This window comes from Streptomyces sp. NPDC050703 (assembly GCF_040654435.1).
GTDB lineage: Bacteria > Actinomycetota > Actinomycetes > Streptomycetales > Streptomycetaceae > Streptomyces.
In genome coordinates this window covers 61,370-75,743 of sequence record NZ_JBFAHX010000014.1, presented here as the reverse complement: position 1 = coordinate 75,743, position 14,374 = coordinate 61,370, and the positions used below count along the sequence as shown (strand labels likewise).

Below are 14,374 nucleotides of genomic sequence, written 5' to 3'. Positions count from 1 at the left end.
CCGCGTCTGCAACATTGCTCGACATCAAGATATCTCGTACCTCCCCCCTTACGGACAGTGCCCCTTGGGCCTCAATCTTGGTAGACACTGTCTACGCGGTGGGGTAGACAGTGCCCATGAGTGAACAGGACTCCGGGCTGCGGGCCCGTCTGGTGGACGTGGGCGTCGACCTCGTGGAGGCGGAGGGGGTGCAGGCGCTGACCCTGCGGGAGATCGCCCGCAGGGCGGGGGTGTCGCACGGGGCGCCCCGGCGCCACTTCCCCACCCATGTGGCGCTGCTCTCCGCCATCGCCCGCCGCGGCTTCGCGGACCTCGCGGCGGAGGTGGAGCGGGCGGCCGGCGGCGAGGACGCCGGGGACGCCCGTACGCGGCTGCGGGCGTTGAGCCGCGCGTACGTCGGCTTCGCCGGGGCGCACCGGGGGATGTTCGAGCTGATGTTCCGCCACGACCTGCTCGAAAGCGACGGTCTCGGGCTGCGCGGGACGAGCCTGCCGCTCTTCGACGTCCTGGTCGGCCTGGTCGCGGAGGCGCGCCCGCGGGGCGGGGGCCGGGGCGCGGGGCCGCGGGTCGCCGCGGGCGCGCTCTGGGCGAACCTGCACGGCATCGCGCAGCTCTGGGTCTGGGGCAGCCTCGCACTGGCCTCCGGGGCCGGGGACGTGGAGCCGCTGATCGACGCCGCGCTGGACGCGCACGTCGGCCCGGAGCGCCCATGACCGCGCCCGCCCCGGCCCAGCGGAACCTGACCCTGGCGTGCAGCGTCCTCGGCGCCATGGTCATCGCCCTGGACGGCACCGTGCTCACGGTCGTGCAGCCGGCCCTGCAACGCGATCTGGGCGCCTCGTTCGCCGAGGTCCAGTGGACGAGCACCGGCTATCTGATCGCCGTGGCGAGCCTGCTGGTCTTCGCGGGGCGGCTCGGCGACCGGTACGGCCACCGGCGGCTCCTCGCCGTCGGCACGCTCGGCTTCGCGCTCGCCTCGGCAGGCATCGGCCTCGCGCCCGGCGTCGGCTGGGTCATCGGGCTGCGCGTCGCCCAGGGCGTCTTCGGCGCGCTGGCGCAGCCGGCCACGCTGGGCATGCTGCGGGCGGTGTTTCCGCCGGAGCGGCTCGGCATGCCCATCGCGCTGCGGACCAGCGCCATCGGCCTCGCGGCAGCCGCCGGGCCGCTGCTCGGCGGGGCGCTCGCCACGTGGCTCGGGTGGCGTTCGGTGTTCTTCCTGAGCGTGGTGCCCGCGCTGGTGACCGGGGTGCTGGCGCTGGCCGTCCGCGTACCGGCACCGCCGCGCGAGGGCCCCGCGCCCGCCCTCGACCTGCCGGGCGCCGGGCTCCTCGCGGTGACGCTGGCCTGCCTCGTGCACACCCTGGTCGGCGTCCCTGAGCACGGCCTGACGGCCGCCACCGCGGTGGGGGCGCTGGCGGCCGTGGCGGCGGGCACGGCGTTCGCGCGCCACGAGCGCCGGGCGGCGGGCCCGCTGGTGCCGCCCGGCCTCGTCGGCTCGGCGGCGGCAGGACCGGCCCTCGCCGTCCTGGTGGCGGCGTCCGCCGCGATGTTCGGGGCGCTGTTCGTGGCGACGTACTTCCTCCAGGACGTCATGTCGCTCGACCCCCTGCGCAGTGCGGTACGCGCGCTGCCGCTCGCGGTCATGATGGTGGTGGGCGCGCCCCTCGCGGCCGTGGTGCTGCGGCGGCAGGGACCACGGCGGACGGTCACGGCGGCGATGGTGCTCCTGACGCTGGGCGTCCTCGTCATCTCCCGCCTGGACGAGGGCTCGGGGGCGGTGCCGACCTGTGGTGGGTTCCTGCTGGTAGGGGCCGGTTTCGGCACGGTGATGGTCGCCGCGACGGCGGTGCTGGTGCGGCACGCCCCGCCCGCGTGGGCCGGGGTCGCGGGCGGCCTCCAGCAGACGGCGATGAACGTGGGCCCGGCCCTGGGCATCGCCCTGGCGACCACCCTGATGACGGCCTTCGCCCCGCCCGCGGCCGGCCCGGAGGGCGCGTTCCTCGCGGCGATGGGCCCGACGCTGACGGCCCTCGCGGCGGTGGCGGCGCTGGGGGCACTGGCGGGGGCGCGGCTTCCGCGGGGCACGGCACCTTGTACGGACCGGCTCGCCCTCGCCGCCGGCGGCGGCCCCGCGGACCCCGCCGTCAGCGCGGCGCCTCCGGCCTCGCGCAGGTCACGTCGCCGGCGGGCAGCCTCCCGTCCCGCAGATAGGTGTTGACGGCCCGGTCGGCGCACGGGACGGGGGTGAGGCCGTCGTTGCCGCGCCCGTAGACGCCGTGCGCGCGGATGTCCGCCGTCACCAGCCGGGACCCCGTGAGCCTGCGGTGCAGGGCGAGGGCGCCCTCGTAGGGCACGTTGTTGTCGTGGCGGGCCTGGAGCATCAGGACGGGCACGCCGTTGCCGATCCTCGTGGCCGGCTCGCGGGGCTCGGACCCCCAGAACGCGCACGGGGCGATCATCCCGTTCACGTACGGCCCGAAGACCGGCTGGGAGGCGCGGCTGCGCTGCATGTTCCGCCAGTACGTCCCGGGGTTCTCCGGCCAACCGCCCGCGGGCCAGCCGCCGTCGCCGCACATGAAGATCGCGCCGCCCACCATGCCGCTCTCCAGCTCGGGCGACGACAGGAGTGCGAGGAGCCCGGCGAGCGTGGGGCCCGGTGCGACGTCCTCGCCCGCGGCGGCCCTCTTCAGGTCGCTGACCACGCTCGCCAGTGCCGGGTCGTTCTCCTCGTGCTGGACGAGCTGCTTGAACAGCAGGCGCAGCAGCGGTGCGGTCAGCCGCTGCCCCGCGACGGGGACGGGCCGCCGCTCGGCCCGCGCCAGCAGGGCGAGGACGTCCTCGCGCACGCGGCCGCGGAGCGCCCGCTCGGCCGGGGCCCCCGAGCGCTGGAACAGCTCGTACTGCGTGGCCTCGGGGTCGGTCGAGGAGTCGAGGACGACGCGGTCGGCCCGGCCAGGGAACATCTGGGTGTAGACAGCGCCGAGGTCGGCGCCGTACGAGACGCCGTAGTACGACAGCTTCCGCTCGCCGAGCGCGGCGCGGATCGCGTCCATGTCGCGGGCGACGTCGCGGGTCGAGGCGTACGGCAGGAGCCGGGCGTTGTCCCCGTGGCCGTGGCAGCGGCGCGCGGTGTCCCGCGCGGCCCGCACCGAGGCCTCGAAGTCCGCGCGGGGCGTGGTGTGCGCGGCGGACGGGGCGGGCCGGGGCGCCGGGCCGCAGGTGATGGGGGTGGACTCGCCGAGGAAGCGGGGGTCGAAGCCGATCAGGTCGTAGTGGTCCGCCGCGTCCTTCAGCGCGGGGCGCAGGGCGAGGGTGTGGGCGAGGCCGGTGCCGCCGGGGCCGCCGGGGTTGGAGAGCAGGATGCCGCGCCGTTCGCCGGGTGAGGCCGCCTTGACGCGGGAGACCGCGATCCGGATCGTCCGGCCGCCGGGGTCGGCGTGGTCGAGCGGCACGGTCACCTCGGCGCACTGCGCGCCCGCCGCGTTCAGCTCCTTCTGGCCGGCGGAGCAACTGCCCCAGTCCAGAGGCGCGGTGGCGCTCTCGGCGGGGCCGGCGGAGGCGGGTGCCGTGGAGGCGGGTGCCGTGGAGGCGCCGGGCACTCCGGCCGGTCCGGCCGGTCCCGTGGCTCCGGTCGCTCCGGCCGCTCCGGCCGCGAGGAGTCCGGCCAGGCCCAGGCCCGCGGTGACTGCTGAGGTGACGCGCATCGTGCTCCTTGTCCCGGCTGCGGCTCCGCCCGCCGGGCGGCCGGGGAGTCGCCGACCACGCTAGGAACGCGGAGGGCCCCGGACCATCGGGCTGACCGGTCAACTGCCCCTGGGGCCGGCCCCCGTACGCGGCTCTTCCTTGACCTGGAGTCCGCTCCAGCTCCTAGGGTCGGCAACGACCACGGAGCACCAGCCAGGAGGTACACCATGAGCAGCCTTCCCACGCGCCGGCTCGGCGCGCTGACCGTCTCGGCGCAGGGGCTCGGATGCATGGGGATGAGCCACGGCTACGGCACGTCGGACGACGCGCAGTCGATCGCGACGGTCCACCGGGCCCTCGACCTCGGCGTCACCCTCCTCGACACCTCCGACTTCTACGGCAGCGGCCACAACGAGCAGCTCATCGGCCGCGCCCTCGCCGGGGCGCGGCGCGAGAAGGCCGTCGTGGCGACGAAGTTCGGTTTCGCCAACCGCCTCGGCGAGCCGCTGCGCATCCGGGGCGACGCCGCGTACGTGCGCGAGGCGTGTGACGCCTCGCTGCGGCGGCTCGGCGTCGACCACATCGACCTGTACTACGTGCACCGCGTCGACAAGGACGTGCCCATCGAGGAGACCATCGGCGCGCTCGCCGACCTGGTCGCGGCGGGCAAGGTGGGCCACATCGGGCTCTCCGAGGCGGGTGCGCGCACGATCCGCCGCGCGCACGCCGTGCATCCGATCACCGCGCTGCAGAGCGAGTGGTCGCTGTGGACCAGGGACCTGGAGGCGGAGATCGCCCCGCTCTGCCGCGAGCTGGGCATCGGTCTCGTCCCGTTCTCGCCGCTCGGGCGCGGCTTCCTCACCGGCCGCTACACCTCGCTCGACGGGCTCCCCGACGACGACCTGCGGCGCACGCAGCCCCGCTTCGCCGAAGGCAACCTGGAGCGGAACCTCGCCGTCGTGGACGCCCTGAACGCGCTCGCCGCCGAGAAGGGCGTCACCGCCGGGCAGCTCGCGCTCGCCTGGGTCCAGCACCGCGGCGACGACGTCGTCCCGATCCCGGGCACGCGCCGCGAGAAGTACCTCCTGGAGAACGTGGCGGCGGCCACCCTGGAACTGACCGCCGCCGACCTCGCGGCGATCGACGCGGCGGCCCCCGCCGAGCGGATCGCCGGCACCCGGTACGACGACCGCAGCATGTCGGTGGTGGACCGCTAGGCGGGCCCCGCCGCTCGCGCGGGCGCGTACTCTGCGGGCATGCCGCCCGCCTTCCACCCCGTCCCCGACGCCCTCGCGCACCTCGCGGGCGAGTGGCTCGTCACCCGTGACGTCGTCGATCTCGGGGACGGGTCCGAGGGCCGTTTCGCCGGTACGACGGTGTTCTCCGCGCTGCCCGGCGCCGGTGACGGCGGGCTCCTGCACCGGGAGTCGGGGACGTTCACCTGGCGCGGCGTCGCGCGTCCCGCCGAGCGGACCCTGCGGTTCCTGGCCGGTGACGAACCGGGCACCGTCCGCGTGGAGTTCGCCGACGGGCGCTTCTTCCACGGCCTGGACCTCCGCGAGGGCCGGCACACCGCGGACCATCCGTGCGCGCGGGACCTCTACCGCGGCGAGTTCGAGGTGTACGACGGGGACCGCTGGCGTTCGCGCTGGCGGGTGGGCGGCCCGGCCAAGGACCTCCTGCTCGTCACGGACTACGTACGCGTACGCGGCTAGGCGGCCGGCCGCTCACCTCTTCGCAGGCCGTACACAGTCTCCGTACCCCTTCGTGGATCTCGGCGACGCTCGCGACCGCGGCGAAGCTGAGGCGGACGTGGGCCGCCGGGGGCTCCGCCGCGAAGTAGGGGCGGCCGGGGGCCACGGCCACGCCCGCGCGCAGGGACGCCGAGGCGAGGGCCGTCTCGTCGGTGCCGTCGGGCAGCCGTACCCAGAGGTGGTAGCCGCCCGCCGGGACGTGCGGCACCGCGAGGTCGGGGACGCGCAGCCGCAGGGCCGCGGCCATGGCGTCCCTGCGGGCCCGCAACTCCCCCGACACGGTGCGCAGATGGCGCGGCCAGGCCGGGGAGCCGACCAGTTCGAGTGCCGCCTCCTGGAGCGGCCTCGGCACGAAGAAGTGGTCGACGACCTGGATGGCGCGGAGCCGTTCGAGGACCGGGCCGCGGGCCGCGAGCGCGCTCACCCGGAAGCTCGGCGACGTGGCCTTGGTGAGGGAGCAGACGTGGACGACGACGCCGTCGTGGTCGTCGGAGGAGAGCGGGTGCGGCAGCGGGCCCGCGTCCTCGTGGACCAGGCGGCGCACGAAGTCGTCCTCGATGACGAACGCCCCCGCGGCGCGGGCGATCCGCAGGACCTCGGGGCGCCGCTCGGCGGAGAGCACGGCCCCCGTGGGGTTCTGGAAGAGCGGCTGGCAGACGAAGACCTTCGCTCCGGTGGCCCGGAAGGCCGCCTCAAGGAGGTGCGGGCGCACCCCGTCCGTGTCGACGGGCACCGGAACGGGCCGCAGCCCGGCCGCGCGGGCGATGGCGAGCATCCCCGGATACGTGGGCGACTCCACGAGCACCGGCGCCCCCGGCGGCGCGAGCGCCCGCAGCGCGGTGGTCAGCGCGCTCTGGCCGCCCGCCGTGATCAGCACCTCCGCGGCCGTGATCGCCCCGCCGATGCCGCGCGCGAACCACTCCCGCAGTTCGGGGAGCCCGTCGATCGGGGGCCTGCCCCACGCCCCCGGCCGCCGTCCGGCCCGCGCGAGCGCCGCCGCCATCGCGCGCTCGGGCTGGAGCGCGGGGTCGAGGTAGCCGCCGTTGAACTCGATGACGCCGGGCGCGGGCGCGGCGAGCGTGGCGAGCACCCCGGAGGCGTCGACGGCGCGCGGCACCAGCTCCGCCGTGGCGTCGGCGCTCAGGGACACCTCCTGCCACGAGGTGTCACCCGCGGGCGCGGCGGAAGCCCGCGGTTCGGCGCGGAAGACCCCGGCGCCGGGGCGGGTGACGACCAGACCCTCGGCGGCGAGCCGGCCCAGGGCCCGCGAAACGGTCACGGGGCTCACCCTGAACCGCTCGACGAGCGCTCGGCTCGACGGCAGCTTCTCACCGGGAGAGTAGCGGTCCAGCTCCTTCTGCAGCTGTTTCGCCAGTTCGTCAACGCTGCTACCGTCATGCATGACAGCACAGGATAGCGCTACCCTCCCGGAGCGGATAGCGGTCACCGGAGCGACCGGGCCCGTCGACCGCCCGGCGGCCACCCGAGCGACCGGCCACCGAAGGACCGGCACGCTCATGGCCGCCCTCGGCGTCGTCGCCTTCTCGCTCACCTTCCCCGCCACCGCCTGGGGCCTCGAAGGCATCGGCCCCTGGAGCCTCGTGACCCTGCGGGGCGCGCTGAGCGCGCTCATCGCGGGCGGCTGCCTGCTGGCGCTGCGCGTCCCGGTCCCGCACCGCCGCCACTGGCCGGGCCTCGCGGTGGTCGGCGCCGGAGTCGTCGTCGGGTTCCCGCTGCTCACCACGCTCGCCCTGCGGACCTCCACCACGGCCCACGCCGCCGTCGTCGTGGGGCTGCTCCCCCTGACGACCGCCGTCCTCTCGGCGCTGCGCACCGGGGCGCGCCCCTCGCGGACGTTCTGGGCGGCGGCGCTCGCCGGGGCCGCCGCGGTCATCGCCTTCACCGTGCAGCAGAGCGGCGGCGCCCTGACCGGCGCGGACCTCTACCTCTTCGGCGCGCTCCTGATCTGCGCGGCCGGCTACACCGAGGGCGGCAGGCTCGCCCGCGAGATGCCGGGCTGGCAGGTCATCGGCTGGGGCCTGATGCTCTGCCTGCCGCTCAACGCCGTGGGGGCGTTCGTCGCCCTCCAGCACGAGTCGTTCCGGCTCACCGGGCACAGCACGGCGGGCCTGCTCTACGCCGCGATCGGCTCGCAGTTCCTCGGCCTGGTCGTCTGGTACCGCGGCATGGCGGCCATCGGCGTCCCCAAGGCCAGCCAGCTCCAGCTCGCCCAGCCGCTGCTCACCCTGGTCTGGTCGGTGTTCCTGCTCGGCGAGCACCTGCCCGTCGCCGCCCCCGTCACGGCGGCCGCCGTGCTGGTCTGCATCGCCGTCACCCAGCGGGCCAGAGGTTGACGCGGACGGCGTCCCGCCGGGCGCCGACTCCCGCTCCCCGGCATAGACTGGAGGCCACGGATCGCGACCGCAGAGCGGGACGAGGGAGTACTCCAGATGCGTGCAACCGTAGGGGACAGGCTGGTCCTGCACGGCAGGATCGTCGGACAGCACGACCGGACCGCGGAGGTCGTCGAGGTGCTCGGCGCGGACGGCGGCCCGCCCTACCGCATCCGGTTCGAGGACGGCCACGAGACGCTGATGTCGCCGGGCCCCGACACCGTCGTACGGCACGAGGACCCGGCGACCTAGCTCGGCGAATCCGTCAGCGCGGCGGCTTCGCCGGCTTCTGGTAGTGGTCGGCGACGACCCGCGCCATCGCGCCGTTCCTGTCGGTGCCGACCTCCTTGGCGGAGAAGTAGATGTGCCCGCGCACCTCGCGGTACCGCTCGGCGAACGTGAGGTGCCGGGACAGCTCCGCCGGGTCCTGCCAGGGCGCGGGCTGCGCCGGGTCACCGGCCTTGTACAGGGCCTCGCCGATGTACAGGTTCACGCCCGTGCCGCGCACCACCTCGTCCCACCACGGGACCAGCTTGGCGTAGTCCGCCGCGGCGAAGCCGATGTTCCAGTAGACCTGCGGGACGATGTAGTCCAGCCAGCCCTTCTTCACCCAGCCGCGGGTGTCCGCGTACAGGTCGTCGTAGGTCTGCACCCCGGCCCTGGTGTCCGAACCGGTCGGGTCGGTGGCGATGTTGCGCCAGACCGCGAAGGGGCTGACCCCGAACTGGGTGCCGGGCCGCGCCTTCTTCACACGGACGGACATCTCGCGCACCAGCTTGTCGATGTTGTCGCGCCGCCAGGAGGCACGGTCGGGGAAGCCCTCGCCGTACCGCGCGAAGGCGTCGTCGTCGTCGAAGACCTGACCCGCCACCGGGTACGGGTAGAAGTAGTCGTCCCAGTGCACGGCGTCGACCGCGTAGCGCCGCACCGCGTCGAGCATCGCGTCCTGCACGAAGCGCCGCACCTCGGGCAGGCCCGGGTTGTAGTAGAGCTTCCCGCCGTACGGCACGACCCAGTCGGGGTGGACGCGCGCCGGGTGGGTGGCCACCAGGCGCGAGGGGTCGGTGTGGTTCGCGATGCGGAAGGGGTTGAACCACGCGTGCAGCTCCAGGCCCCTCTTGTGCGCCTCCTTCACCGCGGTGCCCAGCGGGTCCCAGCCCGGGTCCTTGCCCTGGACCCCGGTGAGGTACTCCGTCCACGGCTCGTGCGGCGAGGGCCACAGCGCGTCGGCGGTGGGCCGCACCTGGAAGACCACCGCGTTGAGTCTGCGGTCCGCCGCGGAGTCGAGGAAGGCGAGCAGCTCGCTCCGCTGCGCCTGCGCGGTGAGCCCCGGCTTCGACGGCCAGTCGCGGTTGACCACCGTCGCCAGCCACATGCCGCGCAGCTCGCGGCCCTTGCGCGGACGCCGGCCGGGAGCCGCCGCGACGCCCCCCGCCGACGTCAGGCCCGCGACCGTGGCCGCGGCCAGCACCGAGAATCCCCGACGTGACATATGCCTCATCGTTACGCCCCTGAGCTCGCATCCGTCCGGCTCCGTCGCCGGTTGCGCTCAGCATGCCGGACCCGGCACGCCATGGACCCCGTGTTGCGGAGTAACGTTCACGGCCGAGGCAGGCACCGCGTCCGAACGGGGGGTTCCTGCCGGCCCCGTAATCAGCGAAAGGCACGAGGTGACCGACTCCATGACCGATATCGCACGCGTCGGAGTGGTGGGCTGTGGCCAGATGGGCGCCGGGATCGCGGAGGTCTGCGCCCGCTCCGGTCTTGACGTGAAGGTCGCGGAGACCACGGGCGAGGCCCTGGAGATCGGCCGTACGCGGCTGTACAACTCGCTCTCCAAGGCGGCCGAGCGCGGCAAGATCTCCGAGGAGGAGCGCGACGCGACACTGGCCCGCCTGAGCTTCACCACCGACCTCGGCGAGTTCTCCGACCGTGACCTGGTCATCGAGGCCGTCGTGGAGAACGAGCAGGTCAAGACCGAGATCTTCCAGGTGCTCGACCAGGTGGTGACCCGGCAGGACGCGATCCTCGCCTCCAACACCTCCTCCATCCCGCTGGTGAAGCTGGCCGTCGCGACCTCGCGCCCCGACCAGGTCATCGGCATCCACTTCTTCAACCCGGCGCCGGTGCAGCAGCTCGTCGAGCTGATCCCCGCGCTCACCACGTCCGAGGGCACCATCAGCCGGGCCCAGGTCATGGTCGAGAAGGTGCTCGGCAAGCACGCGATCCGCGCCCAGGACCGCTCGGGCTTCGTGGTCAACGCGCTGCTCATCCCGTACCTGCTCTCCGCCATCCGGATGTTCGAATCGGGCATCGCCAGCCGCGAGGACATCGACAACGGCATGGAGATGGGCTGCGCCCACCCGATGGGCCCGCTCAAGCTCTCCGACCTGATCGGCCTCGACACGGTCGCCTCGGTCGCCGATTCGATGTACGCGGAGTACAAGGAACCGCTGTACGCCGCTCCCCCGCTGCTCCAGCGGATGGTCGACGCGGGCCGCCTCGGCCGCAAGACGGGGTCGGGGTTCTACACCTACGTCTGACATGTCCGGCCCGCGCGGCGGGGCATCCGGAGCGATTCACTCCCCGTACGAACACTCTCGGTACCCGACGGGCCCGGCACTCCTTCGAGTGCCGGGCCCGCGGCGTTCACACACCGTGTGCGCAGCGGGCTCGCATATGCCCATCGCACACTCTCCCGCCCTGTCCACCAGGAGAGTTCACTTTCTGTGCGGATGAAGGGGGGACGCGCCATTACAGAGAGGAGTGCACTCGTGACCACCGACGGCGAGAGTGCCGTGGTCCCGGAGGAATTCGCCGAGTTGCGCCGTAGCCTGGACGTGGGTCTCGCCCGCGTCGACGGACGGCTGGCGTTGCTCACCCAGCACGACGACCAGAACGCCAAGACGGTGCAGGCCCTGGAGGCCCGGGTCGCCGCCTTGGAACACACGCGCTGGCCGCTGCCCACGATCGTCGCTCTCGCGTCGGTCGCGGCACTGGCCGTGGCGGTCTGGCAGGCCATCGGCCGCTAGGGTCCGGCTAGCGCGCGTCCTGGCCGAGGCGCAGATGGTGCAGGAGGAGCAGCGCCGCGGCCATGTTGGCGGCCGGGACCTCCCCACGGGCCACCATGTCGGGGACGAGCTTGAGCGGGACCCACTCACGGCGGTCCGACTCGAAGTCGTCCTGCGGATGGCCCATGTACGTCCCTTCGTCGGACCAGTAGATGTGGTGCCGGGCGTCGGTGAGCCCGTTGGAGGGCTCGACGCTCATCAGGTGCCGCAGCGGGCCCGGCCGCCAGCCGGTCTCCTCCTCCATCTCGCGTGCCGCCGCGTACGCGATGTCCTCGCCGTCCTCGACGACGCCCGCCGCGAGTTCCCATCCCCAGCTGTCGGTGATGAAGCGGTGCCGCCACAGGAGCAGGACCTCGTTGGCCTCGTTGACGACGGTGGCCACGGCGACGGGCCGCAGCCGGATGAGGAAGTGGTCCAGATGCCGGCCGTCGGGCAGTTCGACATCTGCGAGATTGACCGTGAACCACCTGTTTCCATACACAGTTTGTTCGTTCTGTTTCGTCCATTGCACGGTTCTGCCACCTTCCGCCGAGTTGCTGGCAATATCGCAGCAGGCGGAAGGTCGGAGCAGAGTGTGTGAGGCGCGGAGCGGTGCGCATGGCACGCCCGGAGGCCGGCCGGCACCGGCGCGTCACAGGGGGACGCGCAGCGCCCCGGCGATGAGTTCGGCCGCCTCGGCGGTGCCCGCGCAGTCGCTGCGCACCAGGTGCTCGCGGACCGCGCGCAGCCGGTCGCGCAGCCGCTGCGACTCCATGCCCCGCGCCTGTTCCGCCATTTCGACGGCCGTGGCCACCGCCCGGTCGGTGTTTCCCTGGCGCAGCTCGATCTGACTGAGCATCGCGAGGCGGTGGACCCGGCCCCGGTCGTGCGCAGGCGTGTCCACGGCCGCCGCCGCGTGCTCCCTGGCACTCGTCAGATCCCCGAGGCTGAGCAGCGCCTCCGCCACCTGCACGTTGACGAGGCCGGGCTGCACATACCCCGTCTCGTCCGGCTCCCGGCCGCGCAGGATGCGGTCGGCCGCGGCCTCGGCACGCCTGATGCACGACAGGGCGCTCCTGCCGTCGCCCAGGTGCGCGTACGCCTTGGCCTGCATGGCGTACAGATCCGATGCGAGCGCCGGAGTGAGGTCGCGGCCCGCGGCCCGCAGCGCCGCCTCGGCGAACGCCACCGCCTGGCGGTACTCCCGCATGAACAGCGACTGGTTGACGAGCAGCGCGATCACATACGCGCCGAGCCCCATGTCGCCGCTGGCCTTCGCGAGCCGCAGGGCCTGGTGGAAGTAGCGCTGGGCGAGGCCGTGCGCGTCGGAGTCGTAGGCGCAGATCCCGGCTATCGCGACCAGCCCGCCCGTGGAGCGGTGCAGCTGGCGGCCCATCTCGTCCGTGTAGCTGCCGCGCAGCAGGGGCGCCGCCTCGGCGTTGAGGAAGCCGACGATGCGGGTGCGGGTCGCGACGCCGCCGGTCTTCCGGTACATCTGCTCGTAGTGCGCGCGGGCGGCCCGCATCATCTCGATGTCCGCCGTGCTCACGGGGTGCCGTCCGCCGCGGGAGACATCGACGTCCTCCGGCGGGTTCTCCCACTCCCAGACCGGCATCACCGCGGGCGTGCCGGTGACCGCGGGGGCGCCGAGCAGGTGCGGGCGCTGCTGTTCGTCCGAGCGCCACAGCGCGGTGGCCCGCTCCACGAAGCCGGAGAGCGTCGTGGCCGCCGAGCCGACGCGGGCCGAGGGGGCGCCGGGCAGGCCGAGGCCGATGTCGTCGAGGGTGACGGGCCGCTGCAGCCGGGCGGCGAGCACCTCGCAGATCAGGTCGGGGACCTGGCCCCGCGGGCGCTGCCCCTTCAGCCAGCGGGACACGGCCGTGTGCTCGTAACGCAGCGCGAGCCCGCGGGACTTGCCGGCCTGGTTCACATGCGCGGCGAGCCCCGCGTGGGAGATGCCGGCTTCGTCGAGGATCGCGTCGAGCAAGGTGTTGGGCTGCATGAATGCCCTCCGATGACTCGGTCCTGTTCAGCCTAGTCGAGGTGCCTTCACACGGGGTGTGAACGGAGTGCCCGCGTCCGGGGGGTGTGCGCTCTGCCGCATGCCGTGTGGGCTCGCTTGACTGAGGTGCCTCGTCAGTTGAGGAGGCCGGCCGGGCCGCCGGCTCCCCCCTCGTACAGTGCGGCGGCCCCCATCGGTGCCGTCCGTCCCGCCGTCTGCCCGACAACTCCATGGCGGGGCGGGCGGCGCGCGCCGTCGCCCCGGACCCGACGCGTCACCGCAGGGTGCCCGCGTGCCGTCCGGGCTCCGGATGCTGCACGGGCACCCGTTTGCGGTCGTTGCGCAGGGCGAGCAGCGTCACGTCGTCGTACGGCAACCGGCCGGTGTGCCGCAGCAGTTGGGCATAGACCTCGTGGACGAGACCCTGCGGTGAGAGCGGCCTGCCGCGGGCGGCCTCGGTGAGCTTCGCCCGCAGCGGGAAGAAGGCCCCGGCCGCGTCCCGCGCGTCCTCCATGCCGTCGGTGTGCAGGACGAGCGTCTCCCCGGGCAGCAGCCGGCCGCTGGAGAGCACGGGCAGCTCGGCGGGGAGCGGGAAGGGGCCGAGCGGCGGGAGCGGCTCGGCGTCGGTGAGGGGCCTCGCGTGGCCGCTGAGCAGATGCGGCCAGGGGTGCCCGCAGTTGAGCGCGGAGATCTCGCCGTCCTTGCCGATCTCCAGGAGCAGTACGGTGACGAACTCCTCGGCCGGCGGGACCTCCGGCACGCGGCCACCGCTCGCGGGGTGCTCGGCGCGCGCCTTCTCCCTGAGGTGGCGCCCGAGGGTCCGCTCCAGGCGCCGCATCACCCGCGGCAGTTCGGGTTCGTCGTGGGCGGCCTCGCGGAAGCTGCCGAGGACGGCGGCGGCGGTCCCGACGGCGGCCAGGCCGTGGCCGCGGACGTCCCCCATGACGACGCGGACACCGTGGTCGGTGGCGGCCACCTCGTACAGGTCACCGCCGACCGTGGCGCCGCGTGACGCGGAGAGCCGGACCGCGGCGAGGGCGAGCCCGTCGACGCGGGCCGGCAGCGGCCTCAGCAGGACGTTCTGCGCTGCGCCCGCCACCTCGCGCAGCTGCCGCAGCTCCCGCAGCAGCGCCCGGCGGACGTGCACGACGAGCCCGGTCCCGACGGCGAGGAAGACGGCGCTGCTGACGAGCCGCGCCTCGATGCCGTCCTGCTGGGCGAGCGGGCAGGTCAGTTTGTACGTGACGGCGAGGGCGCCCCAGCCGGTCGGCAGACCGAGGCCGCGCGACCAGCGCGGCCTCCGGTCCTCGGGGAGCGGACGGGCCGCGGCGGTCCCGCCCTCGCGGCGTGCCCTGCGGCGGATGACGAGACGCGCGCCCCTCGCCCTGGCCCGGAGCAGTGCCCGGCAGGGAGATCCAGCCTTGATCCGCATCATGCCGATGCCCCCTCAGGACCGTGTACGGCGCGCAGGTAGGCCCCCGCGGCCGGATC

The 14,374-nt window shown here is 74.2% G+C and carries 14 protein-coding genes; 8 read left to right on the top strand and 6 right to left on the bottom strand.

Annotated elements, in window-relative coordinates; all coding sequences use genetic code 11:
* Positions 1–116: 116 nt before the first annotated feature.
* Together AB0I16_RS15755 and AB0I16_RS15750 are read left to right on the top strand one after the other, a co-directional pair.
* Positions 117–713 carry a TetR/AcrR family transcriptional regulator gene (locus tag AB0I16_RS15755; protein WP_363249935.1) on the top strand — a complete coding sequence of 199 codons (597 nt, stop codon included), beginning with the start codon at positions 117–119 and terminating at the stop codon, positions 711–713.
* Positions 710–2,218 (top strand): MFS transporter, encoded by a 1,509-nt coding sequence (locus AB0I16_RS15750; RefSeq protein ID WP_363249934.1) that lies wholly within the window; start codon positions 710–712, stop codon positions 2,216–2,218. Before AB0I16_RS15755 ends, AB0I16_RS15750 begins: the two co-directional genes overlap by 4 nt.
* Here the strand turns inward: AB0I16_RS15750 and AB0I16_RS15745 are convergent.
* Positions 2,145–3,704 carry an alpha/beta hydrolase gene (locus AB0I16_RS15745; RefSeq protein WP_363249933.1) on the bottom strand — a complete coding sequence of 520 codons (1,560 nt, stop codon included), beginning with the start codon at positions 3,702–3,704 and terminating at the stop codon, positions 2,145–2,147. The genes AB0I16_RS15750 and AB0I16_RS15745 overlap by 74 nt on opposite strands.
* Before the next feature lie 207 nt (positions 3,705–3,911).
* Here AB0I16_RS15745 and AB0I16_RS15740 point away from each other — a divergent pair, with 207 nt between their 5' ends.
* Positions 3,912–4,901, top strand: a complete 990-nt coding sequence (locus tag AB0I16_RS15740) for an aldo/keto reductase (protein WP_363249932.1) — start codon at positions 3,912–3,914, stop codon at positions 4,899–4,901.
* A gap of 39 nt (positions 4,902–4,940) precedes the next feature.
* A complete protein-coding gene (locus AB0I16_RS15735) occupies positions 4,941–5,399 on the top strand; it encodes a DUF6314 family protein (protein WP_363249931.1) in 459 nt (152 codons plus the stop codon).
* On the opposite strand, the gene AB0I16_RS15730 is transcribed toward AB0I16_RS15735, so the two are convergent.
* On the bottom strand, positions 5,371–6,840 hold the full coding sequence (locus AB0I16_RS15730; protein WP_363249930.1) for a PLP-dependent aminotransferase family protein: 1,470 nt from the start codon (positions 6,838–6,840) through the stop codon (positions 5,371–5,373). The two genes, AB0I16_RS15735 and AB0I16_RS15730, sit on opposite strands and share 29 nt — an antisense overlap.
* On the opposite strand from AB0I16_RS15730, the gene AB0I16_RS15725 reads away from it, so the two are divergent.
* Complete coding sequence (locus AB0I16_RS15725; protein ID WP_363249929.1) at positions 6,839–7,792, top strand: DMT family transporter; 954 nt, start codon at positions 6,839–6,841, stop codon at positions 7,790–7,792. The genes AB0I16_RS15730 and AB0I16_RS15725 overlap by 2 nt on opposite strands.
* A gap of 96 nt (positions 7,793–7,888) precedes the next feature.
* Positions 7,889–8,083 carry a DUF1918 domain-containing protein gene (locus tag AB0I16_RS15720; RefSeq protein ID WP_363249928.1) on the top strand — a complete coding sequence of 65 codons (195 nt, stop codon included), beginning with the start codon at positions 7,889–7,891 and terminating at the stop codon, positions 8,081–8,083.
* 13 nt (positions 8,084–8,096) lie between these two features.
* Here the strand turns inward: AB0I16_RS15720 and AB0I16_RS15715 are convergent, their stop codons facing one another.
* On the bottom strand, positions 8,097–9,332 hold the full coding sequence (locus tag AB0I16_RS15715) for a family 10 glycosylhydrolase (protein WP_363249927.1): 1,236 nt from the start codon (positions 9,330–9,332) through the stop codon (positions 8,097–8,099).
* 181 nt (positions 9,333–9,513) lie between these two features.
* Between AB0I16_RS15715 and AB0I16_RS15710 the strand changes: the two genes are divergently transcribed.
* Together AB0I16_RS15710 and AB0I16_RS15705 are read left to right on the top strand one after the other, a co-directional pair.
* Complete coding sequence (locus AB0I16_RS15710; protein WP_363249926.1) at positions 9,514–10,374, top strand: 3-hydroxybutyryl-CoA dehydrogenase; 861 nt, start codon at positions 9,514–9,516, stop codon at positions 10,372–10,374.
* Positions 10,375–10,605: 231 nt separating this feature from the next.
* On the top strand, positions 10,606–10,863 hold the full coding sequence (locus AB0I16_RS15705) for a hypothetical protein (protein ID WP_363249925.1): 258 nt from the start codon (positions 10,606–10,608) through the stop codon (positions 10,861–10,863).
* 7 nt (positions 10,864–10,870) lie between these two features.
* Here AB0I16_RS15705 and AB0I16_RS15700 read toward each other — a convergent pair whose 3' ends face one another.
* The 3 genes from AB0I16_RS15700 to AB0I16_RS15690 form a co-directional block, all read right to left on the bottom strand.
* Complete coding sequence (locus tag AB0I16_RS15700; protein WP_363249924.1) at positions 10,871–11,413, bottom strand: NUDIX hydrolase; 543 nt, start codon at positions 11,411–11,413, stop codon at positions 10,871–10,873.
* A gap of 120 nt (positions 11,414–11,533) precedes the next feature.
* Entirely contained in the window at positions 11,534–12,883 is a 1,350-nt protein-coding gene (locus AB0I16_RS15695; protein WP_363249923.1) for a transcriptional regulator, read from the bottom strand.
* A gap of 274 nt (positions 12,884–13,157) precedes the next feature.
* Positions 13,158–14,318 (bottom strand): PP2C family protein-serine/threonine phosphatase, encoded by a 1,161-nt coding sequence (locus AB0I16_RS15690; protein WP_363249922.1) that lies wholly within the window; start codon positions 14,316–14,318, stop codon positions 13,158–13,160.
* Positions 14,319–14,374 lie beyond the last annotated feature (56 nt).